The sequence below is a fragment of the Amniculibacterium aquaticum genome (genome assembly GCF_003852705.1).
GTDB lineage: Bacteria > Bacteroidota > Bacteroidia > Flavobacteriales > Weeksellaceae > Amniculibacterium > Amniculibacterium aquaticum.
Genome location: NZ_REFA01000005.1, coordinates 22,506 through 43,193, shown reverse-complemented (window position 1 = coordinate 43,193; position 20,688 = coordinate 22,506). Strand labels below are relative to the sequence as shown.

General features: G+C 37.2%; 23 protein-coding genes. 15 read left to right on the top strand and 8 right to left on the bottom strand.

The features are described 5' to 3' along the window. Position 1 precedes the first annotated feature (1 nt). The 7 genes from EIY84_RS03390 to EIY84_RS03360 all read right to left on the bottom strand — a co-directional run bounded on the left by EIY84_RS03390 (position 2) and on the right by EIY84_RS03360 (position 5,589). The gene (locus EIY84_RS03390; protein ID WP_124640508.1) at positions 2–1,363 is read right to left on the bottom strand and encodes an aldehyde dehydrogenase; all 1,362 of its coding nucleotides are present in this window, start codon (positions 1,361–1,363) and stop codon (positions 2–4) included. A gap of 105 nt (positions 1,364–1,468) precedes the next feature. Next, complete coding sequence (gene rplI, locus EIY84_RS03385) at positions 1,469–1,963, bottom strand: 50S ribosomal protein L9 (RefSeq protein ID WP_124640507.1); 495 nt, start codon at positions 1,961–1,963, stop codon at positions 1,469–1,471. Between the two features lie 128 nt (positions 1,964–2,091). Further along, on the bottom strand, positions 2,092–2,394 hold the full coding sequence (gene rpsR, locus EIY84_RS03380) for a 30S ribosomal protein S18 (RefSeq protein ID WP_124640506.1): 303 nt from the start codon (positions 2,392–2,394) through the stop codon (positions 2,092–2,094). A 26-nt stretch (positions 2,395–2,420) separates the two neighbouring features. Then, positions 2,421–2,762 (bottom strand): 30S ribosomal protein S6, encoded by a 342-nt coding sequence (rpsF, locus tag EIY84_RS03375; RefSeq protein WP_124640505.1) that lies wholly within the window; start codon positions 2,760–2,762, stop codon positions 2,421–2,423. A gap of 85 nt (positions 2,763–2,847) precedes the next feature. Then, positions 2,848–3,324 carry a GNAT family N-acetyltransferase gene (locus tag EIY84_RS03370; protein WP_124640504.1) on the bottom strand — a complete coding sequence of 159 codons (477 nt, stop codon included), beginning with the start codon at positions 3,322–3,324 and terminating at the stop codon, positions 2,848–2,850. A gap of 67 nt (positions 3,325–3,391) precedes the next feature. After that, entirely contained in the window at positions 3,392–4,699 is a 1,308-nt protein-coding gene (locus EIY84_RS03365; RefSeq protein ID WP_124640503.1) for a dihydrolipoamide acetyltransferase family protein, read from the bottom strand. 53 nt (positions 4,700–4,752) lie between these two features. Next, positions 4,753–5,589, bottom strand: a complete 837-nt coding sequence (locus EIY84_RS03360) for an SAM hydrolase/SAM-dependent halogenase family protein (RefSeq protein ID WP_124640502.1) — start codon at positions 5,587–5,589, stop codon at positions 4,753–4,755. Positions 5,590–5,721: 132 nt separating this feature from the next. Here EIY84_RS03360 and EIY84_RS03355 point away from each other — a divergent pair, with 132 nt between their 5' ends. The 6 genes from EIY84_RS03355 (at position 5,722) to EIY84_RS03330 (ending at position 10,270) form a co-directional block, all read left to right on the top strand. Then, entirely contained in the window at positions 5,722–6,681 is a 960-nt protein-coding gene (locus tag EIY84_RS03355; protein ID WP_124640575.1) for a PhoH family protein, read from the top strand. Between the two features lie 148 nt (positions 6,682–6,829). After that, positions 6,830–7,327 (top strand): hypothetical protein, encoded by a 498-nt coding sequence (locus EIY84_RS03350; protein WP_124640501.1) that lies wholly within the window; start codon positions 6,830–6,832, stop codon positions 7,325–7,327. 166 nt (positions 7,328–7,493) lie between these two features. Next, positions 7,494–8,090, top strand: a complete 597-nt coding sequence (locus EIY84_RS03345) for an outer membrane beta-barrel protein (protein ID WP_124640500.1) — start codon at positions 7,494–7,496, stop codon at positions 8,088–8,090. Between the two features lie 100 nt (positions 8,091–8,190). Further along, positions 8,191–8,598: a tRNA (adenosine(37)-N6)-threonylcarbamoyltransferase complex ATPase subunit type 1 TsaE gene (gene tsaE, locus EIY84_RS03340; protein WP_124640499.1), complete on the top strand. Its 408-nt coding sequence runs from the start codon at positions 8,191–8,193 to the stop codon at positions 8,596–8,598. A gap of 100 nt (positions 8,599–8,698) precedes the next feature. Next, a complete protein-coding gene (locus tag EIY84_RS03335) occupies positions 8,699–9,892 on the top strand; it encodes an alanine dehydrogenase (RefSeq protein WP_124640498.1) in 1,194 nt (397 codons plus the stop codon). Between the two features lie 9 nt (positions 9,893–9,901). Then, on the top strand, positions 9,902–10,270 hold the full coding sequence (locus tag EIY84_RS03330) for a DUF4258 domain-containing protein (RefSeq protein WP_124640497.1): 369 nt from the start codon (positions 9,902–9,904) through the stop codon (positions 10,268–10,270). 62 nt (positions 10,271–10,332) lie between these two features. On the opposite strand, the gene ffh is transcribed toward EIY84_RS03330, so the two are convergent. Further along, complete coding sequence (gene ffh, locus EIY84_RS03325) at positions 10,333–11,700, bottom strand: signal recognition particle protein (protein ID WP_124640496.1); 1,368 nt, start codon at positions 11,698–11,700, stop codon at positions 10,333–10,335. A gap of 152 nt (positions 11,701–11,852) precedes the next feature. Here ffh and EIY84_RS03320 point away from each other — a divergent pair, with 152 nt between their 5' ends. From EIY84_RS03320 to uvrA, 9 genes are all read left to right on the top strand, one after another. Next, positions 11,853–12,119, top strand: coding sequence for an AtpZ/AtpI family protein (locus EIY84_RS03320; RefSeq protein ID WP_124640494.1), 267 nt, complete (start codon positions 11,853–11,855; stop codon positions 12,117–12,119). After that, positions 12,109–12,480: a hypothetical protein gene (locus tag EIY84_RS03315; protein WP_124640492.1), complete on the top strand. Its 372-nt coding sequence runs from the start codon at positions 12,109–12,111 to the stop codon at positions 12,478–12,480. The genes EIY84_RS03320 and EIY84_RS03315 overlap by 11 nt, the downstream gene beginning before the upstream one ends. Positions 12,481–12,540: 60 nt before the next feature. Next, positions 12,541–13,653 carry a F0F1 ATP synthase subunit A gene (atpB, locus tag EIY84_RS03310; protein WP_124640490.1) on the top strand — a complete coding sequence of 371 codons (1,113 nt, stop codon included), beginning with the start codon at positions 12,541–12,543 and terminating at the stop codon, positions 13,651–13,653. A gap of 38 nt (positions 13,654–13,691) precedes the next feature. Further along, positions 13,692–13,886 carry an ATP synthase F0 subunit C gene (atpE, locus tag EIY84_RS03305; protein ID WP_124640488.1) on the top strand — a complete coding sequence of 65 codons (195 nt, stop codon included), beginning with the start codon at positions 13,692–13,694 and terminating at the stop codon, positions 13,884–13,886. 106 nt (positions 13,887–13,992) lie between these two features. Continuing rightward, entirely contained in the window at positions 13,993–14,493 is a 501-nt protein-coding gene (gene atpF / locus EIY84_RS03300; RefSeq protein WP_124640486.1) for a F0F1 ATP synthase subunit B, read from the top strand. A 1-nt stretch (position 14,494) separates the two neighbouring features. Beyond that, positions 14,495–15,034 carry an ATP synthase F1 subunit delta gene (gene atpH, locus EIY84_RS03295; protein ID WP_124640484.1) on the top strand — a complete coding sequence of 180 codons (540 nt, stop codon included), beginning with the start codon at positions 14,495–14,497 and terminating at the stop codon, positions 15,032–15,034. Between the two features lie 17 nt (positions 15,035–15,051). Further along, complete coding sequence (gene atpA / locus EIY84_RS03290) at positions 15,052–16,629, top strand: F0F1 ATP synthase subunit alpha (protein WP_124640482.1); 1,578 nt, start codon at positions 15,052–15,054, stop codon at positions 16,627–16,629. Between the two features lie 76 nt (positions 16,630–16,705). Beyond that, a complete protein-coding gene (atpG, locus tag EIY84_RS03285) occupies positions 16,706–17,566 on the top strand; it encodes an ATP synthase F1 subunit gamma (RefSeq protein WP_124640480.1) in 861 nt (286 codons plus the stop codon). A 286-nt stretch (positions 17,567–17,852) separates the two neighbouring features. Then, complete coding sequence (gene uvrA / locus EIY84_RS03280) at positions 17,853–20,687, top strand: excinuclease ABC subunit UvrA (protein WP_124640478.1); 2,835 nt, start codon at positions 17,853–17,855, stop codon at positions 20,685–20,687. The last annotated feature ends 1 nt before the right edge of the window (position 20,688 follow it).

Sequence of the window (20,688 nt, the reverse complement as noted above, 5' to 3'; positions counted from 1 at the left end):
TTTATTGAATCCGTTTGATCCATTTTAGCTTTTTCTCATTGTAAGGCGGGTATTTCCAATTGGGTTCTGGAAAAGAGCTCTTTTCCAATACTGCTTTGTAATGAGAAAAAGTCTGGAAACCGTGTATTCCGTGATAATTTCCAAAGCCTGAATTTTCCACACCTCCAAACGGAAGATGAGGATTGGTGATGTGCATGACAACATCGTTGATGCAAGTTCCTCCGCAAGAAATGGTGTTCAGAAATCGTTTTTTCTCATCTTTATTTTTTGTGAAAATATAGGCTGAAAGAGGTTTTTCTAAAGATCGAATTTTTTTAAGAACCGAATCTAGATCATCGTAAGGGATGACGGGCAAGATAGGACCGAAAATTTCGTCTTGCATGGCTTTATCCGTCCAAGTAGAAGGGTAGAGGACGGTTGGTGAAAAATATCGATTGTTTTCATCGTATTGACCTCCAAAAAAAATCTTATCCCCATCAATATAACTCGTCAGTCTATGAAAATTTTTTGTGTTGATGATTTGAGGATAGTGTTCAGAAATTTTAGAATAATCAAACAGGATGAGGTATTCTTTCAATACCTTTAGAAATTCATTTTTAACTTGATCGTCCACCAATACATAATCCGGAGCCACACAGGTTTGTCCGGCATTTAGAAATTTACCCCAAACAATTCTTTTGGCTGCGATTTTTAGATCGGCGTTTTTAGTCACAATTGCAGGAGATTTCCCGCCCAATTCCAGAACAACGGGGCTTAGGTTTTCGGCGGCTGCTTTGTATATGAGTTTTCCAACCGATGTACTTCCGGTAAAAAATATTTTATCGAATCTATTCTTTAGAAGCTCAGTTGTTTCTTCAATTCCACCTACTATTACTTTAAAATATCCTTCATCAAAGTGGGAATTGATAATACCGGCTAGGGCAGAAGCCGTATGACTGGCCAATTCGCTGGGTTTTAGGATTACGGTATTTCCTGCAGCCAATGCAGCTATTGAGGGCAAAATGGACAGTTGTATGGGATAGTTCCAAGCTCCAATGACCAAGATGTTTCCCAAAGGCTCTGGCAAGATGCAGCTTTTGGCAACTTGGTTGATTAAATTGGTTTTAACTCTTTTGGATTTGCAGAGTTTTTTGAGATTTTTTAAATAAAAATTGATTTCATGAATTACAAATGAAATCTCTGTGGTATAGGTGTCGAATTTTGATTTTTTGAAATCTTTGTAAACCGCTTCGTACAGATCTTCTTCATGTTTTATGATCAGATCTTTTAGTTTTTTTAGTTGTTCTAATCTGTACGGAATGGATGCCGTATTTTGATTTTCAAAAAAGGATTTTTGTTGCTGAACCAGAACCTCAAAATTCATACTTTAGTTTTAGTTCATCAAATATACTTGATTTTCTATTTTAGGAGAAAAAAAAGAAGCTGACCTTTTCGGACAGCTTCTCATGGTATTTCTTAAAATTTAGAATTAAGCCTCTTCAGACTTTACTTCTTCTTTTTTAGGAGCTTCAACTGGAGCATCGGATACGATATCGAATTCGAAATTGTACTCTACATTTCTGTGTAGTCTGATCAAAGCCTCAACTTTACCAGTTCTCTTGATAGAGTTACCAGGGATTTTGATGTATTTTCTGTCAACGATAACACCTGCTTTAGCCAATTCTTCAGAAAGGTTAGCGTTGTTGATAGAACCGAAAAGTTTGTCTCCAGAACCTACTTTTGTAGCAATGGTGATGGTCGTTTTCTTTAATTGCTCAACAATAGCGTTAGCTGCAGCGATCAATTTAGCTTCTTCTTCTTTTCTTTCTTCCAAAGTTGCTTCTAGAGCTGCTTTGTTTTTTGGAGTTGCTAATAATGCATAACCTTGAGGGATCAAGAAGTTTCTTGCATAACCTGGTTTTACATTTACGGTATCAAACTCAAGTCCTAAGTTTTCTACATCTTTTTTTAGGATAATTTCCATTGTTGTTGTCTTGTTTAGATTTTAGAATGAAGTGATGTTATCACGATCTAAAACAGTTAGAATTAATTGATATATTCAGCAACAAATAGCCAAAAGCTTTGAGGCTAATGGCTAATTGTAATTTTTTATTATTTCAAAAGGTCAGCCACATACGGCAACATTGCCAAGTGTCTTGCTCTTTTGATGGCTGCAGATACTTTTCTTTGGTATTTCAAAGAAGTTCCGGTGTATCTTCTTGGAAGGATTTTTCCTTGCTCGTTTACGAATTGTAACAAGAAGTCAGCATCTTTATAATCAACATGCTTGATACCGTATTTTTTGAATCTACAATATTTCTTTTCAGATTTTGTATTGATATCTAGTGGTGTAAGGAATTTTACTTCAGATTCGCCACCATTAGAGGCTTGTTTTGCCATTTCGTCTATTGCCATGTCTTTTTCTTTTAATGGGTTAATGATTAAGCTTTAGCTGCTTTCAATTTCGCTCTTCTAGTAACAGCGTATTCTACAGCGTGTTTGTCCAATTTAGTAGTTAGATAACGGATTACTCTTTCATCTCTCTTGAAAGCAAGTTCCAAATCTGCTACTACAGTTCCTTCTCCTTTGAATTCGATCAAAGTATAGAAACCGTTCTTTTTCAATTGGATTGGGTAAGCCAATTTCTTAAGTCCCCAATTTTCTTTGGCAACGATTTCGCAATTGTGTGAAGTCAAAAGATCTTCAAATTTTTTCACTGCTTCCTCCACCTGCGCGTCAGATAGAACGGGAGTTAAAATGAAAACAGTTTCGTAGTTGTTCATAATGTTAATGATTTTAATTAAAATTTCGAGGTGCAAAAATACAATTATTTTATAAATAAACAAAAGATTTTTAAATCGTTATTGTTTATTTTTTGGATAATTCTTCAATTTTATCGTGTTCCAATCGATAAACAGTCCAAGTGTCCATTGGTTTTGCCCCTAAAGATTTGTAAAACTCTATCGCTGGATCGTTCCAGTTGAGTACTGCCCATTCCATTCTGCCGCAATTTTTTTCTTTTGCAATCCGTGCAAGTTCGGCCAATAGTGCTTTGCCATAACCTTTTCCTCGACTAGCGGGATCTATAAAAAGATCTTCTAGATACAGGCCGGGTTTCCCTAAAAATGTGGAATAGTTGAAAAAGTAAAGCGCAAATCCAACCGGAACATCACTTTCTTCTAGAATAAGTACAGATGCAAATTGGTCTTCAAAAATATTTTTTCTCAAAGTATCGGGGTTGGTTACAAACTCGTCTTCCATTTTCTCGTAAATGGCTAGGCTTTTCATGAGTTCAAAAACAATTTCAATATCTTCGGGTTTTGCTTGGCGAATGATGTACGACATGTTTCAATAATTTTGGTTTAAAAAAAAGAATACCTCCGAAGGATTTTCAGAGGTATTGCTTTTAGAATTATATTTCTGTATCCAGATCCCAATTTTGCAGGTAATCGTGTACATGTTTTAGGAACATACCTCCCAAAGATCCATCTACCACTCGGTGGTCATAAGAGTGTGACATGAACATCAATTGGCGGATACCGATTAAGTCTCCTTCTGGAGTTTCTACCACTGCTGGTTTTTTTACAATAGCACCAATGGCCAAAATAGCGACCTGTGGTTGTGGGATAATCGGTGTACCCATTAGGTTTCCGAAACTTCCTACATTAGAAATGGTGTAGGTAGCTCCTTGTGTATCCTCTGGTCTTAATTTTTTATTTCTAGCTCTGTATGCCAAATCGTTGATGGCTTTTGCCAACCCTGAAAGTGACAATTGATCGGCATTTTTAATTACCGGAACAATAAGGTTTCCGTCCGGCAATGCAGTTGCCATACCAATATTGATGTTTTTCTTTTTGATAATTTTATCACCATCAACAGAAACATTGATCATTGGGAAATCCTGAATGGCTTTCACAACGGCTCTCACGAAAATTGGCATGAATGTTAGTTTCTCACCATCTCTTTTTTCAAGAGTATTTTTGTTCTTAGCTCTCCATTTTACCACATTGGTTACATCGGTTTCGATAAAGGAAGTAACATGCGGAGAAATTCTCTTAGAATTCACCATGGCATCAGCAATGATCTTTCTCACCCTATCCATTTGGATAATTTCGTCGCCTTCACCAACAGGGGTGGCAACAGGAGTTGGTGCAGGTGCAACAGCAGGACTTGTTGCTGCTGGAGCTGCAGTTGCTGCAGGGCTCGTCTTTCCTCTATTGGCAACAAACTGAAGAATGTCCTCTTTAGTAATTCTATTTTCTAAGCCACTACCTTTGATGGTTTTAAGTTCGGCTTCTGAGATGTTTTCTTGTGTAACGATGGATTTTACCAACGGTGACAAGTATAGGTCATCAGAGAATTGTGTGGGATCTACTTTTTGCAAAGGTTGTTCAAGCTCGGCAACGATCTGTGCACTAGGTTGTGCAGTTTCAGGAGCTTTATTTTCTTGAATCGGTGCAGTGCTTGTTGCTTCTCCACCTTCAGTTTCTAAAATAGCGATGGCTTCACCAACTTTAGCCACTTCATCTTTTTGTTTCAGAATTTTTACAATTTTCCCCGAAACTGGTGTCGGAACATCGGAATCTACCTTATCGGTTGCAATTTCTACTACGGAATCGTCCTCATTTACCAGGTCTCCTTCGTTGAAGAGCCAGCTGATTACTGTAGCTTCCATCACCCCTTCTCCCATGGAAGGGAGTAATAATTTATATTCTGCCATTTTTAAATTTTAGATTTTCACAAAAGTACAAAAATTTCGTTTATTTTTTAGAGTTATTTTAATTTTGAAAATTCAACATAGATTTTTTCTCCAATGTCCAAGCCAAATAGGGTTTTGGCACCGTTGTTCTTACTGCCTTTATAGATGGAAATCTCTAAATATCCAGCCTCATTAAACAGGGCCAATTGGTTGCCGTGAAATTTGTTTTCCTTCTGATAATCTTTGATGAATTCTGTATAATGTTGATGAATTTTTTTGATGTTTAGATTTCTGAATGTAATCTTAAATTCGTCATTCCCAGAATGGCTTTGGCTAAACATTTCTTGGGTAATGTTGGAGACCACATTTCCATAATGATCGATGTATATAACTTCTCCTACAATCATATTTTCATTTGGCAGGAACTGAGCTTTTGGCAATGAGAGCTCTTTTGGATCGTTAATTTTTCTGCCAATCAATTCCGGAACGCCACCGTTTAATAGGTGATTGGCGACGGGTAAGAAAATATCCAGGATGCTGCATTTTACAACATCATCAAAACGGTTGTTTATGGTAATTTCGAAAATAGATTCGGGCTTTAGATCGAAAAAAATTAAAGACAGAAGACCGTTGTCGGCGGTTAAAAAAAAATGTCCATTGACTTTGCACAATAAAAAGCGTCTAGAAGGATGATAAAGAGCATCAACCGCAATGATGTGGATGGAGTTTTTTGGAAAATGCTTGTAGGCATTTCTTACAATATAGGAAGTTTCTAGAAGGTTGTGGGGTTGTATGTTATGACTGATGTCTATGATTTTCGCATCGAAATTCAAGGATAAGATATTTCCTTTTATAGCAGCCACTTTGTGGTCGGTGTATCCTAAATCTGTTGTTAAAGTGATGATTGACATGTTTTGAACCTAATTTTTACCTCCAATTGCAAAAGTAATTTAAAATTACATGAATGTAAAATGAATGTGGATAACAAATTGACAGAGGTTATAAAAAAAAACGATAACTTTAGGAATCTAAATACGAACATGATGTACGAGCTAACTTTTGAACTAAAGGATATTGACTCCAAATCTTTTTACGGAGTTAATAATCAATTTTTTAATTTAATAAAATCCAGTTTTCCCACTCTAAAAATTACGGGCAGAGATCATTTTATTTTCGCCATGGGAAATCAAGAGGCCTTGGATGTTTTGAAGATTAAACTAAACGATATTGTTGATTTTATTTCTAAAAACAATTCGATAACGGTAAAAGATGTAGAAAGCATCCTAAAACTGAAAGACGAATCCGAAAAACAATTGGTCTTTGATCAAGATATTATTGTAAAAGGAGTCAATGGGAAAATCATCAAGGCCAAAACCACCAATTTGAAAAAATTGGTGAAAGAAGTGGAGAAAAAAGACATGGTTTTTGCGATCGGTCCGGCAGGAACCGGTAAGACCTATACTTCGGTTGCAATTGCAGCAAGAGCATTGCGCGATAAAGAGGTGAAAAGAATTATCCTGACCAGACCGGCGGTAGAAGCGGGGGAGAGTTTGGGTTTTCTTCCCGGAGATTTAAAAGAAAAGTTAGATCCCTATTTGCAACCTCTATACGACGCATTAAGAGATATGATACCTCACGAAAAATTAGAAGGCTTTATTGAGAAAAAAATTATAGAAGTGGCTCCTTTGGCTTTCATGAGAGGGAGGACTTTGGATGAAGCCTTTGTTATTCTCGATGAAGCTCAAAATACCACCCATTCTCAAATGAAAATGTTTTTGACCCGAATGGGGATGAATGCCAAGTTTATCATTACTGGAGATCCCAGTCAGGTCGATTTGCCATTAAAACAAAAATCAGGATTGAAAGAAGCCATGAGAATTCTGAGAGATGTTGATGAAATTGGTTTTGTACACCTAACCGAGGAAGATGTGGTGCGACATCCTGTGGTTAGGAAAATTATTAATGCCTACGGTAGAGAAGAGAAGCGGTTAAGGGAAGAGTAGGTTATCTATAAGTCCTTATCTAAGTTATACATGCTGTTAAGGATTTGTATTATGTTAAATAAAAATAAAAATTTGTTAAAAATTTGTTAATTGTATTATTTTTTTTATTATCTTTGATATAGGTTTAACAAATTAAATTTACAAAATCATGAAAAAGTTATTATTATTAGGTGCTTTTGCACTTTTTGGTTCAATGAATGCACAGTCTGGTTTTAAATTGGGTGCACATGTTGGTTTACCGGTAGGAGACGCTGGAGATGTTTACAGCTTTACACTAGGAGCAGATGCTTCGTACATGTGGCCTGTAGCCGATAGCTTTTCTGCAGGGATTACTTCGGGATATTCTGCTTGGTTAGGAAAAACAGTAAATTATGGACCTGTTTCTGTAAAGTACGACACCATGAGCATGGTTCCTATTGCTGCAACAGGACAGTATAAAATTGCTGAAAACTTCAGTTTAGCAGCAGATTTGGGTTACGGTTTCGTTTTTGGTAGCGGAGGCAGTAGCGATGGCGGATTTTATTACCAGCCAAAAGCGGCTTACCACATCGGAAATGGAGAAGTTTCTCTAGGATACCAAGGATTATCTAAAAATGGAAGCACAATTTCTGCTATCAATTTAGGATATTCATATTACATCAAGTAAATCAATAAAAATATTGATAATGAAAGCCACCAATTGTTGGTGGCTTTTCTTTTGACTAAAATTTAATTTATTCCTATTCTAAAATGTGAAACGATGATTTTCGTCATTTTTTTCAAATTCCATCTCATCTAAATTTGCAATACTTTAAAAATTAAAGATAGGAACAATGAAAAAATTATTAATGGCAGCAGGTATCGCTGCATTCGGATTGGCTTCAGCTCAATCTACAGGTTTCGAAGGAACTTCATTCATCTCTGGACAAGTAGAGTACAACCGTACCAATAACAATGGATCTAACACAACGGTTGATAATTTTGCAATTTTACCATCTGTAGGTACTTTCGTAACTCCAACTATCGCTGTTGGTGGTGCTTTAGGTTACCAATCTTCTATTGTTGAAAACACAACTGCAATAACTACAAAAAACACAAACAGTGCATTTGTAATTATGCCTTTCGCTAGAAAATATTGGTCTTTAGGTGAGAAATTGTTCGTTTTCGGTCAATTGGATGTGCCTATGGCTTTCGGAAAAGTTAAAAATGAAGTAGCTGGTGTTTCTACAGAAGCTAACTACACTTCTTTTGGTGTTAACTTGAGACCAGGTTTGGATTATTTCGTAAACAACAATTGGTCTTTTGAAGCTACAATCGGTCAATTTGGTTACAATTCTTTCAAACCAGAAGGAGGTAGCAGTACGGATAACTTCGGTATCGGTTTGAATTTGAACAGCATCACTTTCGGTGTTAAATATTTATTCAAATAACCAACTATTCTAATATAGTGTAAAGTCCCGGAAATTTTCCGGGACTTTTTATTTTCGTACTTATTATGGTTAAATTTGCATCTCAAAGAAAATATTTTGCATGAATTTCAAAATTAATAACATAGGTGATTGGCAACAAGTGGTGGATGAAATTTACCCGCACCTGAAATATAAAATTCTTGTTCTAAAAGGAAATTTGGGCGCTGGTAAAACTTCATTTTCTCAGTTTTTGTTGAAGAAAATGGGCAGTACCGATACCGTTACCTCACCAACTTATGCCATTGTCAACGAATACAATACTCCAAAAGGAAAAGTTTTTCATTTTGATCTTTACCGACTCAATACCATCGAAGAGGTGTACGATATTGGTATGGATGAATATCTTGAAAACTCAGAACTTTGCATCATAGAATGGCCGGAAATTTATGAAAACGAACTCTCGTACTATGGATACCATGAAATGACCATAGAAATTGATGGGGATAGTAGGACAATCCATTTTCAATAAACATAAACGATAGAGGTACTAAAAGTTTAAACTTTATTATTCAGTAAAAGTAGAAACATCCGTATCTTTGTATTTGCTTAATTTAGGTACATAATTTATCATGAGTACAACCCAAGTATTTACTCCGTTTTCCGAACAAGATCTTATTCCGAAAGAAGAAAAATTGGAAGTTTTGAAAAAAGGAAAAAAATTTAGTATTGGCGTTCCAAAAGAAACTTGCCTTAACGAAAGGAGAACTTGCATTACACCGGATGCCGTACAGGTTTTGGTCGGGCATGGCCATACAATAATTGTAGAGTCCGGTGCAGGAGTCGGATCTTTTTTTACCGATCTGCAATATTCCGAAGTGGGTGCACAAATTGTGCACGATGCTGCTACGGCATTTCAGCAAGATTTGGTGCTGAAAGTCAATCCGCCAACTCTGGAAGAAATCGATTATCTGAAACCGAATACCTATTTGGTTTCAGCACTTCAAATCAACCTTAGAGATAAAGAATATTTTTGCCGTTTGGCCGAAAAGAAAATCAACGCCATAGCATTCGAGTTTATAACCGACGAGTACAGACAACAAGCTTTGGTACGACTAATTGGTGAGATTGCCGGAAATATATCCATACTTTATGCTTCAGAACTTTTGGCTCTGTCCAACGGTTTGATGTTAGGAGGCATCACAGGAGTTAGACCGGCAGAAGTCGTGATTATTGGAGCCGGAATTGTCGGCGAATTTGCTACGAAAGCCGCAGTAGGATTGGGTGCAAGTGTGAAAGTTTTCGATAACTCTTTGTCCAAACTTAGAAGATTGCATACTTTGGTGGACAATAGGGTACCCACTTCCATTATCGATCCCAAAGAGCTTTCTAAAAGTCTGAGAAGAGCCGATGTGGTCATTGGTTGTTTGCCAAGACTTAACTTTCCACCGGTGGTTACCGAGGAAATGGTTACCATGATGAAAAAAGGTTCGGTAATTATTGATGTAACGATAGACAACGGAAAAGTGATAGAAACATCGGAACTGACAACACAAGAAAATCCATTTTTTGTGAAACACGATGTCATCCATTGTGGTTTGCCCAACTTGACTTCTAAAATGCCAAGAACCACTTCCAAAGCAATATCCAATTTCTTCCTCAGCTATCTTCTAAATTACGATGAAGAGGGCGGTTTTGAGAATATGCTGCTTAAAAATAACGAGATGAAACAATCGTTGTACATGTACAAAGGCCGACATACCAAAAAAATTCTTTGCGATCGTTTTGGATTGACCTATCACGATATTAATCTATTAATTTTCTAAAAATTTTAAATGAAAAAACTTAAGTTTTATTTATTAGGGTTCATCCCGGGGCTTTTAGTGGTTTTATTTTTCCTAAACAAAAAAGGAGCCAGTTGTTCTTATTTTCCAAACGATAGGGTACGCGCCGAAACAGCAACTAAAAAATTCAGCTTTACACCGGAGTTTCAACAAAAAATGACCGAACTGAAGATGGATGAAAAGTTTATCAAAGACTCCATCTTGACGAAAGGATCTATTGATTTTGATAAAAGTAAAGCACAAGCAGAGCCTTGTTCTGAGTATCTTTTGGTCTATCCAAAGGATAATCCACGAATGGAAATTTATTTCAGTAAATGCAAAGACGATGCTCAGTTTAAAAGCTTAAAATCGTTGAGATAAAATATAGAAAAACGCTTCAGAAATTTTTCCGAAGCGTTTTTTATTTATCGATGATTGATTGTTTATCTTCCAAAAAGATTACCTCCCATTCCTGGCATATTTGGCATTCCTTTGCTCATCATTTGCATCAGTTGCTTTCCTTGTGGGCCTTGCATGACCTTCATCATTTTACCCATCTGTTCAAATTGTTTCATCAGTTGGTTTACTTCTTCAATTTTTCTACCACTTCCTTTGGCAATTCTACCTTTTCTTTGGGTGTTGATGATGGACGGTCTTCTTCTTTCCTCCGGTGTCATAGAGTGGATGATTGCTTCGATATGTTTAAAAGAATCGTCGCTGATGTCCACATCTTTTATCGCTTTTCCAACTCCAGGAATCATGCCCATAAGGTCTTTCATGTTTCCCATTTTTTTAATTTGCTGAATTTGTTTTAGAAAGTCATCAAAACCAAATTCATTTTTTGCAATTTTTTTGTGGAGTTTTCTCGCTTCTTCTTCATCAAATTGCTCTTGAGCTCTTTCTACCAAGGATACCACATCTCCCATTCCTAGGATTCTGTCGGCCATCCTTTCCGGATAGAAAAGATCCAAGGCTTCCATTTTTTCTCCAGTAGAAATAAATTTGATGGGTTTGTCCACAACTGAACGAATCGTAAGTGCTGCTCCACCTCGGGTATCACCGTCCAATTTAGTAAGGACCACTCCGTTATAATCCAAGACATGGTTGAATGCCAAAGCGGTATTCACGGCGTCTTGTCCGGTCATGGAGTCCACTACGAAAAGGGTTTCTTGTGGTTTTACTGCTTGATGAACTTTACGGATTTCGTTCATCATTTCTTCGTCTATTGCAAGACGACCTGCGGTATCGATGATAACCACATCGTGGTTGTTTTTTTGTGCGTATTGAATGGCATTCTGAGAAATTTCGACAGGGTTTTTGTTTTCAATTTCTTTGTAGATGTTTACCCCAACTTGTTCTGATAGAACGGTTAGCTGGTCTATCGCTGCAGGTCTGTACACATCACAGGCTACCAATAAAGGTTTTTTGTTTTTCTTTAGTTTAAGATAATTGGCCAGTTTACCAGAAAAAGTGGTTTTACCAGAACCTTGTAAACCTGCAATAAGGATAATGGTAGGTTTCCCAGAAAGATTGATTCCTTCTTGTGTTTCTCCCATAAGATCTACCAACTCATCGTGTACAATTTTGGTCATTAATTGTCCTGGAGTAAGGCTGGTAAGTACATTTTCGCCAATGGCTTTGTCTTGGACTCTTTTGGTAAGGTCTTTTGCTACTTTATAATTAACATCGGCATCCACCAAGGCTCTACGGATTTCTTTAACCGTTTCAGCAACATTTATTTCTGTAATTTTTCCTCTTCCGGAAAGATTGTGTAACGCCTTGTCTAATTTATCCTGTAAACTATTGAACATATTATTTTTTTATGATTTGCAAAAGTAAGTATTTTTTCTAAAAATATTTTATATAAAAGGGGAGAATTGAGTATTTGCTTAGGAATTCAATTTAAGATATATGATATTTGTCCATTGAAAATGATTTTAATACTTTATTTTTGCAAAAAATTATGCAAAACCAGGATTTTAATTCTAAAAAGCCGGTCGAAACCGATCAGAAAAATACAAGCAGTATGTCGCAATACGGCAGGTATTCCTCCATTGTTTTTCAGATGTTGGCAACCATGGCTTTGTCTTTTTGGGGCGGGAAAAAACTAAACAATTATTTTGAAATTCAAAGTAATTTATTGACCGTTGGGATAGGCTTGTTGGGGATGTGTTTGGCATTTTATAATTTATTAAGACAATTAAATCAAATAGAGAAAAATGAAAAATAATTTTTTATACATCGGACTGTATTTTGTGATGTTCATAGTGCATTTCTTTTTGTTTCAAAATACGGCAGGATGTTGCGAAACGGTTTTTATCAAGTATTATTTGTTTCTAAGCATGATGTTTATCATGGTGATTACCGTGATGTCCATATTCAAAAATCTTTACCCGGAGTATTTAGGCTTTGTGTTTATGGGGTTGGTTATGTTGAAGTTGGCGATGATGTTTGTTGTTATGAATAAGCTTAACTTGAGCCAAGTCCCTCATTATAAGTATCATTTTATTTTACCCTATTTGGCTTCTTTGGCTTTGGTAACGCTTTATTCTGTTGGTTTGATTCAAAAAAGTGAAAAAAATCACGATTAGTTATTTTTATAATTTGAATATTTATAGTACTTTTGCAAAACTTTAAAAAGACAAGTATCAATGCTTAAAAGAGTTATCCTTTTAGTCGGATTTTTATCAACAATTTCATTTGCATCTGCAACGGAAGTGGCTGCGGCCGGTCATGAAGCTACAACTGCGGTAGAAGCGGTTTCTGAAGCTGAAAAAACAAAACAAGAAAACCAAGAATTTGTAAAGCATCACTTGATGGATGCGCACAGTTTTGATATTATGGTGACCAAATCGGGTGATCATATCGGTTTTCCTTTGCCTGTGATTTTCTATGATCAGTCAAACGGATTGCACATGATGATGAGTTCTGCTTTTCATCATGGAGAAAATGTGGTAGAAAGCAAAGGTGCTCATTATAAATTATTCCACGAAAAAATTTATAAAACTGATGCTGCCGGTACAATTGAAATGGACGAGCATCACCATGCTAAAAATGAAAAGGTAATTGATCTTTCTATTACAAAGTCGGTTTTGATGATTTTGGTAACTGCATTCTTGATGATTTGGATCTTCGGATCTATGGCAAAAGGATATAAGAAATCTATGGTGCCTACAGGAGCTGCGAAATTGTTTGAACCTCTTGTATTGTTCGTAAGAGATGAGATTGCTAAACCAAATATCGGTGCCAAACACGGAAAATATTTAGGATATTTATTGACGATTTTCTTCTTTATCTTATTCTTGAATATCTTTGGTCTTACCCCTTTCGGGATTAATGTAACAGGTAATATTGCGATTACAACTGCTTTGGCAATGTTCACCTTCCTAATTACACAATTTACAGCGAATAAAAATTATTGGGGACACATTTTCTGGATGCCGGGATTGCCTTGGCCTATGAAAATTATTATGATGCCTATCGAAATTATCGGTATGATTATCAAGCCGTTTGCATTGCTTATCCGTCTCTTTGCTAACATGTCTGCAGGCCATGTCGTGGTAATGTCACTAATCGCAATGGTGTATTATTTTAAAAATGTAATTGCAGGAATTGCTTTTCCAATTCTGACCATGGTACTTTATATGTTAGAGATTTTGGTAGCATTCTTACAAGCGTACATCTTTACAATGCTTTCTGCTGTGTATTTCGGAATGGCAAATGAAGAGCATGGACACGAAGGAGAAGAGGGTGCTTTGCACTAATTAATAAAATAGAAAACTAATTTTTTAAATTATATATTATGGAAATTCCAAAACTAGTAGGTGCAGGTTTAGTAGTAATCGGAGCTAGCTTAGGTATCGGTAAGATCGGTGCTGCAGCTCTTGAAGGTATGGCTCGTCAACCAGAGCAAACTGGAAAACTACAAACAGCGATGCTTATTGCAGCTGCACTTGTTGAAGGTCTTGCATTCGCAGCATTGTTCGCTGTTAACTAATCGATCTACAAAAGGTTAACCGCCAATCTGCAACGGTTGGTTGTGATTGGCGGTTTTATTTTAAAAAATTTATTAAAAGAATTATAAAAGTATAACATAATTTATTATGGGCGAGTTATTAGCACAATTTTCATCAGGTTTGTTTATTATTCAAACTATTATTTTCTTGGTATTGTTAATGATATTAAAGAAATTTGCTTGGGGACCAATTACAGAAGCACTCAACGAAAGAGAAGTTTCTATCGTAGATGCTCTTAATCAGGCTAAATTAGCTAAACAAGAAGTTCAGAACTTGAAAACTGAAAACGAAAATATCATTCGTGAGGCTAAAAACCAACGCGATGCTATTTTGAAAGAAGCTAGAGAAATCAAAGATAAAATCGTTAGCGAAGCTAAAGATGCTGCAAAATCTGAAGGAGATAAACTAATCGACCAAGCTAGACAAACCATTCAAGCAGAGAAAAATGCTGCAATGGCAGACATCAAAATGCAAATCGGTACTTTGTCGATCTCTATTGCTGAACAAATTCTAAAGCAAAAATTAGATAATGCTGACGCTCAAAACGCTTTGGTAGAAAACATTCTTAACAAATCAAACTTGAACTAAGATGTTGATATCGAAAGTAGCAAAAAGATACGCACAGGGTCTGTTGGATTTCTCCACAGATACCGGAAATGTATCTACCGTTTTTAATGAAATGAAGGAAGTCGTTAAAGTATTGGATGCTTCTAAAGACCTCAATGCTTTTTTTGCAACTCCTTTCATCGATGCTAAAAAGAAAGAGGCCGCCGCTGCACAAATCTTTGCATCTTTTTCAGATCCATCCAAGAAATTCATTTCTTTGGTTATCAAACAAGGTCGTGAAACTCAACTTAAGAATATCGCTCAAGAATTCATCAATAAAGTTGAAGACATCAACGGAGTACAAAGAATTACTTTGACTTCCGCAACGACATTGTCACCGGACAATTTGGACAAAATCCTAAAATCAACTTCTTTGTTTGATGCTTCTAAAAAATACGAATTAGAAACCATCATCAAACCCGAAATTTTAGGCGGTTTCGTACTAAGAATTGGTGATCAACAAGTTGACGCTTCGGTTAGAACCAAACTTTCTAATTTGAAAAAAGAATTTCAATTAAATTAAGATAAAACAACCATACAATGGCAGAAATAAATCCGGCTGAAGTTTCAGCAATTTTAAAACAACAGTTAGCCAATTTCGACACACAATCTAATGTAGAAGAAGTTGGTACGGTACTGACAATCGGGGACGGAATCGCTCGTGTTTACGGTCTTGATAAAGTACAGTACGGTGAATTGGTAAAATTCAATTCAGGGGTAGAAGGTATCGTTCTTAACTTGGAAGAAGACAATGTTGGTGTTGCCCTTTTGGGTGAATCTAAATTGGTAAAAGAAGGAGATACTGTAAAAAGAACCAACAGAATTTCATCCATCAAAGTTGGTGAAGGTATGTTGGGTAGAGTTGTAGATACTTTGGGTAACCCTATCGACGGAAAAGGCCCTATCTCTGGAGAATTGTACGAAATGCCTTTGGAAAGAAAAGCTCCAGGTGTTATCTTCAGACAACCGGTAAACGAACCTCTTCAAACAGGTATCGTAGCCGTGGATTCCATGATCCCGGTAGGTAGAGGACAAAGAGAGTTGATCATCGGGGATAGACAAACCGGTAAAACAACTGTTGCTATCGATACCATCCTTAACCAAAAAGAATTTTATGATGCTGGACAACCAGTATATTGTATATATGTAGCAATTGGACAAAAAGCATCTACTGTAGCACAAATCGTTAAGACCCTAACCGACAAAGGTGCAATGTCTTATACCGTAGTTGTTGCTGCTAATGCTTCAGATCCAGTTCCTATGCAGGTATATTCTGCAATGGCAGGTGCTGCAATTGGAGAATACTTCCGTGATACCGGAAGACCGGCTCTTATCGTTTATGATGACTTGTCCAAGCAAGCCGTAGCTTACCGTGAGCTTTCCCTACTTTTGAGAAGACCACCGGGTCGTGAGGCATATCCTGGAGATGTATTCTACCTTCACTCTAGATTGTTGGAAAGAGCTGCAAAAGTAATTGCGGATGACAACATCGCAAAGCAAATGAACGATTTGCCAGAATCTCTAAAACCTATCGTAAAAGGTGGCGGATCTTTAACTGCACTTCCAATTATCGAAACTCAGGCGGGAGATGTATCAGCATACATCCCAACCAATGTAATTTCCATTACAGACGGACAGATCTTCTTGGAGTCTGACTTGTTCAACTCAGGGGTTAGACCAGCAATCAATGTGGGTATTTCTGTATCCAGAGTAGGTGGTAACGCTCAGATCAAATCCATGAAAAAAGTATCCGGAACTTTGAAGTTGGACCAAGCTCAATACAAAGAATTGGAAGCCTTTGCTAAATTCGGTTCTGACCTAGATGCTGCAACTCTTTCTGTAATTTCTAAAGGTGAAAAAAATGTGGAAATCCTTAAGCAACCTGTTAACTCTCCACTTCCAGTAGAAAGTCAAGTAGCAATGGTTTACGCAGGAACAGAAAACCTTTTGAGAAATGTACCTGTAGCTAAAGTTAAAGAATTTATGGTGGACTATGTTGAGTTCTTGAAAACGAAACATCCTGATACCATGACTGCAATCAAAGCTGGGAAAATTGACAACGCAATTACCGATGTTTTGAAAGCTGCTGCATCCGATATCGCAAGTAAATATAACTAATAAATTAAGTGGAAGAATTTAGGTTGATACCCTCAACCTAAATTCCGAAACAAAAAAGATAACAGACACCAACCCTATGGCAAATTTAAAGGAAATACGAGGAAGAATTGCTTCAATTAGCTCTACGATGCAAATCACCAGCGCTATGAAAATGGTTTCTGCTGCTAAATTGAAAAAAGCACAAGATGCCATTGTAATGCTTCGTCCTTATTCTGAAAAATTACAAGAAATTATCGAAAACCTGAATGTAAATCCGGATCAGGAAATAGCATCTCCTTACTCTGTACAAAGAGATACTAAAAAAATCCTTTTCATAACGATTACTTCCAATAGAGGTTTGGCTGGTGCTTTCAACTCTTCTGTAATCAAAGAACTCAATCAGAAAATTGCAGAAAATCCTAATGCAGAAATAGAAATCCTTACCGTAGGTAAAAAAGCCTTCGATGCCGTTAGAAAATCCAGAACGGTTTTCGAAAACCAAAGTGCAATCTACGATTTCTTAACCTTCGAAGCGGTTTCTAAATTCGTTTCTAATGTCATGAGAAATTTCCGCGAAGGTAATTTTGATAAAGTATATTTGGTGTACAACAAATTTGTGAACGCTGCAACTCAAGAAGTTCAGACCGAACAATTGTTGCCTATTGCCATGCCGGAACAAAGCAACGACCCTGTAGTTACCGAATATGTTTTCGAACCGAATGCCGAAGAAATCCTTAATGTTTTGATCCCAAAATCCATCAAAACTCAGGTGTACAAAGCAATCTTGGACTCCATCGCTTCAGAACACGGAGCCAGGATGACCGCCATGCACAAGGCAACCGATAACGCACAAGCTTTGAAGAACGATTTGGTGATCTACTACAACAAAGCGCGTCAGGCAGCAATTACCAACGAAATCTTGGAAATTGTATCCGGAGCCGAAGCCCTAAAAAGTTAATACAACAACTTGTAAACATACCAAGCATCGATTTTTTTTCGATGCTTTTTTATTTGGGCAGCTTTACCGCCTTCCGTTCCCGCTTTTTTGCTCCGCCAAGGCTCCACAAAAAGAGCTCCACTCAAGTCGGGCTGCACCCACCACACCGTTTACTAACCCAACAGATCATTTACAGATCCTTTCCAACAATTCTCTGCATTCTTTTACTTTCAAAATATTTTTTTCCTTTTGAAATGCTTAAATTTGTGAGATTTTTTAATTAAAAATCCAAGCTTAACTTTCTTTCATGGATCAGAAAAAAGTATATATCGAAGTTTACGGTGCCCGCGAACACAATCTTAAAAACATCAATGTCAAAATCCCAAGAAACGAATTGGTGGTCATCACCGGACTATCCGGAAGTGGCAAGTCCTCCTTGGCTTTTGATACCATTTTCGCTGAAGGACAAAGACGATATATAGAAACCTTTTCCGCCTATGCCAGACAATTTCTTGGCGGTATGGAAAGACCCGATGTCGATAAAATCGACGGACTATCCCCAGTGATCGCTATCGAACAGAAAACAACCAATAAAAATCCAAGATCTACCGTTGGTACGGTTACCGAATTGTACGATTTTCTAAGACTACTTTTCGCAAGAGTCTCCGATGCCTTTTCCCTGCAAAGCGGAAAAAAATTAACCTCCTACACAGAAGAACAAATCCTGGAGGCCATAAAAGTAAATTACAAAGGACAAAAAGTCATGCTGTTGGCTCCTGTCGTTCGATCAAGAAAAGGACATTACCATGAACTTTTCGTTCAGATGGCTAAAAAAGGTTACGGTCAAGCTAGAATTGATGGCGAATTGATGGACATTGAATACGACCTGAAATTGGATCGTTACAAAACCCACGATATCGACATCGTTATCGACCGCTGGATTATCGGTGAGAGTTCCTCCGAAAGTAGAATGGAAAAATCCCTTCGTACGGCTTTGGATATGGGCGAAGGAATTATCGGAATTCAAATTTTATCCAGTGATAAGGTCGATTATTTTTCAAAAAAATTAATGGATACCGATACCGGACATTCCTTGGCATTACCCGAACCCAATACTTTTTCTTTCAACTCACCAAAAGGAAGTTGCAACCACTGCAAAGGTTTGGGTACCATTAAAAAAGTGAATACCAATTTTTTTGTAGAAAATCCTAAATTATCCATTTCTCAAGGCGCGTTATTGCCTTTGGAAGATATTAAAAGCAACAAATGGATTCTGTCTCAGCTTAAAAATATTTTGGAACTTTTTGAGTTGGATTTTAACACGCCTTTTTCGGAAATCCCAAGTGAAGCTCTTGAAATGATGTATTTCGGACTTCACAAAGAAGAACAAAAAGTGCTGAAGCACGCTGGGATAACCAAAAAAATAAAAATTAATTTTGACGGTTTAGTACCCACAATCGATCAGATTATCGAAGATAAAGAAAGTTATGAAGCCACGGTTTTAGAAAGGCATTTTACCCAAGAAGAAACTTGTCCGCAGTGCAAAGGAACGCGTTTGCTTCAGTCGAGTTTGAGCTTTAAAATTGATGGCAAAAACATTGCCGAGATCAACGCCATGAGCCTTTCGGATCTCAAGATTTGGTTGCATGAGGTCAAGGATAAATTTTCCGAGAAAAATAAAATAATCGCCACGGAAATTCTAAAAGAAATTGAAACCCGACTTCAGTTTTTGTTGGATGTAGGCTTGGATTATCTTAGCCTGAGCCGCAGTTCCAGAACGCTTTCTGGTGGCGAATCCCAAAGAATTCGTTTGGCAACACAAATTGGTTCTCAACTGGTCAATGTACTTTATATTTTGGACGAGCCTTCCATTGGTCTCCACCAAAGAGACAACGAAAGATTGATAAATTCTCTTAAAAACCTTCGAGATATAGGAAATTCCGTTTTGGTGGTCGAACACGACAAAGATATGATTTTGGAAGCCGATGAAGTCCTTGATGTTGGTCCAAGAGCAGGAAAGTTTGGTGGTGAAATTCTTTGGCAAGGAAACCCCAAAGATCTGCTAAAAGCCGACACCATCACCGCAGATTACATCACCGGAAAAAGAAAAATAGAAATTCCAGCCGAAAGAAGAAAAGGAAACGGAAAATCCATTGTCCTAAAAGGAGCAACGGGAAATAATTTGAAAAATGTAAATCTCGAAATCCCCCTTGGAAAGCTGGTTTTGGTTACCGGAATTTCGGGCAGTGGGAAATCTTCACTCATCAACGGAACACTTTATCCCATTCTGAACAAACATTTTTATAGAGCAGTTCAAGAACCTTTACCGTACAAAAGCATCGAAGGATTAGACAACATTGATAAGATCGTAGATGTCGATCAGACCCCAATTGGCAGGACTCCAAGATCCAATCCTGCAACCTATACCGGAATGTTTACCGACATCAGAAACCTGTTTGCAGAACTGCCCGAAAGTAAAATACGAGGGTATAAAGCCGGACGATTTTCGTTTAATGTCAAAGGCGGACGATGCGAAACCTGTCAGGGTGGCGGACTGAAAGTGATTGAGATGAATTTCCTTCCGGATGTTTTCGTACATTGCGAAACCTGCAACGGAAAACGCTTCAACAGAGAAACTTTAGAAGTAAGGTACAAAGGAAAATCGATATCCGATGTATTGGACATGACCATCACCGAAGCTGTAGATTTTTTTGCTCCCATCCCAAAAATTTATAACAAAGTAAAAACACTTTTCGATGTTGGTTTGGGCTACATAACTCTCGGGCAACAATCTACCACTTTAAGTGGTGGTGAAGCCCAAAGGATAAAATTAGCGACAGAACTTTCCAAAAAACAAACCGGAAACACGCTGTATATTTTAGATGAACCCACTACGGGTCTGCATTTTGAAGATGTTAAAGTTCTGATGGACGCCATAGAACAACTGGTTAAGTTGGGCAACTCTTTCATTATTATTGAACACAATTTGGATGTCATCAAATTGGCCGATCACATCATAGATGTAGGACCAGAGGGGGGAAAACACGGTGGAATGATCGTTGCTGAAGGTACACCGGAAGAAATAATAAAAAATAAAAAATCGGTTACCGGAGTTTTTCTAAAAAAAGAAATGCAATCTTGAT

What these genes read in the sequence shown, in the direction of transcription:
- EIY84_RS03370 (WP_124640504.1), bottom strand. Translation starts at nt 3,324, where the DNA reads ATGTCGTACATCATTCGCCAAGCAAAACCCGAAGATATTGAAATTGTT.
- rpsF (WP_124640505.1), bottom strand. Translation starts at nt 2,762, where the DNA reads ATGAACAACTACGAAACTGTTTTCATTTTAACTCCCGTTCTATCTGAC.
- tsaE (WP_124640499.1), top strand. Translation starts at nt 8,191, where the DNA reads ATGAATTTCAAAATTAATAACATAGGTGATTGGCAACAAGTGGTGGAT.
- uvrA (WP_124640478.1), top strand. Translation starts at nt 17,853, where the DNA reads ATGGATCAGAAAAAAGTATATATCGAAGTTTACGGTGCCCGCGAACAC.
- atpB (WP_124640490.1), top strand. Translation starts at nt 12,541, where the DNA reads ATGCTTAAAAGAGTTATCCTTTTAGTCGGATTTTTATCAACAATTTCA.
- EIY84_RS03315 (WP_124640492.1), top strand. Translation starts at nt 12,109, where the DNA reads ATGAAAAATAATTTTTTATACATCGGACTGTATTTTGTGATGTTCATA.
- EIY84_RS03330 (WP_124640497.1), top strand. Translation starts at nt 9,902, where the DNA reads ATGAAAAAACTTAAGTTTTATTTATTAGGGTTCATCCCGGGGCTTTTA.
- EIY84_RS03335 (WP_124640498.1), top strand. Translation starts at nt 8,699, where the DNA reads ATGAGTACAACCCAAGTATTTACTCCGTTTTCCGAACAAGATCTTATT.
- EIY84_RS03345 (WP_124640500.1), top strand. Translation starts at nt 7,494, where the DNA reads ATGAAAAAATTATTAATGGCAGCAGGTATCGCTGCATTCGGATTGGCT.
- EIY84_RS03350 (WP_124640501.1), top strand. Translation starts at nt 6,830, where the DNA reads ATGAAAAAGTTATTATTATTAGGTGCTTTTGCACTTTTTGGTTCAATG.
- EIY84_RS03355 (WP_124640575.1), top strand. Translation starts at nt 5,722, where the DNA reads ATGTACGAGCTAACTTTTGAACTAAAGGATATTGACTCCAAATCTTTT.
- EIY84_RS03365 (WP_124640503.1), bottom strand. Translation starts at nt 4,699, where the DNA reads ATGGCAGAATATAAATTATTACTCCCTTCCATGGGAGAAGGGGTGATG.
- rpsR (WP_124640506.1), bottom strand. Translation starts at nt 2,394, where the DNA reads ATGGCAATAGACGAAATGGCAAAACAAGCCTCTAATGGTGGCGAATCT.
- atpG (WP_124640480.1), top strand. Translation starts at nt 16,706, where the DNA reads ATGGCAAATTTAAAGGAAATACGAGGAAGAATTGCTTCAATTAGCTCT.
- rplI (WP_124640507.1), bottom strand. Translation starts at nt 1,963, where the DNA reads ATGGAAATTATCCTAAAAAAAGATGTAGAAAACTTAGGACTTGAGTTT.
- atpE (WP_124640488.1), top strand. Translation starts at nt 13,692, where the DNA reads ATGGAAATTCCAAAACTAGTAGGTGCAGGTTTAGTAGTAATCGGAGCT.
- EIY84_RS03390 (WP_124640508.1), bottom strand. Translation starts at nt 1,363, where the DNA reads ATGAATTTTGAGGTTCTGGTTCAGCAACAAAAATCCTTTTTTGAAAAT.
- atpH (WP_124640484.1), top strand. Translation starts at nt 14,495, where the DNA reads ATGTTGATATCGAAAGTAGCAAAAAGATACGCACAGGGTCTGTTGGAT.
- EIY84_RS03320 (WP_124640494.1), top strand. Translation starts at nt 11,853, where the DNA reads ATGCAAAACCAGGATTTTAATTCTAAAAAGCCGGTCGAAACCGATCAG.
- EIY84_RS03360 (WP_124640502.1), bottom strand. Translation starts at nt 5,589, where the DNA reads ATGTCAATCATCACTTTAACAACAGATTTAGGATACACCGACCACAAA.
- atpA (WP_124640482.1), top strand. Translation starts at nt 15,052, where the DNA reads ATGGCAGAAATAAATCCGGCTGAAGTTTCAGCAATTTTAAAACAACAG.
- atpF (WP_124640486.1), top strand. Translation starts at nt 13,993, where the DNA reads ATGGGCGAGTTATTAGCACAATTTTCATCAGGTTTGTTTATTATTCAA.
- ffh (WP_124640496.1), bottom strand. Translation starts at nt 11,700, where the DNA reads ATGTTCAATAGTTTACAGGATAAATTAGACAAGGCGTTACACAATCTT.